This is a genomic window from Erwinia sp. MYb416 (genome assembly GCF_037479575.1).
GTDB classification, from domain to species: domain Bacteria; phylum Pseudomonadota; class Gammaproteobacteria; order Enterobacterales; family Enterobacteriaceae; genus Erwinia; species Erwinia rhapontici.
Genome location: NZ_JBBGYT010000118.1, coordinates 1 through 752 on the forward strand (window position 1 = coordinate 1; position 752 = coordinate 752).

The following is a 752-nucleotide window of genomic DNA, read 5'->3' on the forward strand; positions in this document are numbered from 1 at the left end:
TCCCCAGTGGTTCTGCTGCGGATCACTTTGCCAATATGCACCTGCGTGCTGTTGTTCTGCTGGTGATATTGAAAAAATTCGCGGTCGCTGTTATTGGCGCGTTTGGGGATATTGCCGTCTGAAGTCACCAGCCAGCTGCCCTGTGCGTCAAAGATAAACAGACCATGCAACTGTGGCAGACTGGCTTTACGATTGGTCAGGATCTCACGCAGGTAATCGGTCTGATCGTCGCGCAGGCCGATCAGGGAGACGCGATCACGCAGATCCTGTAATGTCAGATCAACCTGCAAGAAGGTATCTTCTGCCTGACGCGAAAGGGACTGGGAGAGATTACGCGCATCATCCTTCGAGGTGGAAATCATGCGGTTCCATGAGCTCCACACGATCCAGCTGTTGATCGCAATCACAGCCGTGACAATCACCAATAGAAAAATAATCATCATTTGACGCAATGACGATTTTTCACTCGCGCTTATCCCGCTTTGCTCATCAGTCATGTGCTAATCAATCCTTTACGCATCCAGGCATCTCCCCTAACTATAGTGCTACTTGACGATGCCACAGACTTCACAATCCGGATCTTTAGCCAGCGTCATACTTCGGAACTGCAAGGTCATTGCGTCATACAACAGCAGTTTCCCGGCCACCGGGCTGCCGTATTGGGCCAGGACGCGGATCGCCTCCATCGCCTGCAATGAACCGATCACGCCCACCAACGGTGCCATTACGCCCGCTTCGACACAGCTCAGGGG

Annotated in this window: 2 protein-coding genes; both read right to left on the bottom strand. The window is 52.5% G+C overall.

All coding sequences use genetic code 11. The annotated features are described in order from the left end of the window. Positions 1-497 (bottom strand): PDC sensor domain-containing protein (locus WH277_RS01090; protein ID WP_445235293.1); only part of this gene is annotated, 497 nt, incomplete at its 3' end. 48 nt (positions 498-545) lie between these two features. Further along, the coding region (locus WH277_RS01095; RefSeq protein WP_339503870.1) for a ThiF family adenylyltransferase at positions 546-752 on the bottom strand (207 nt) is incomplete at its 5' end.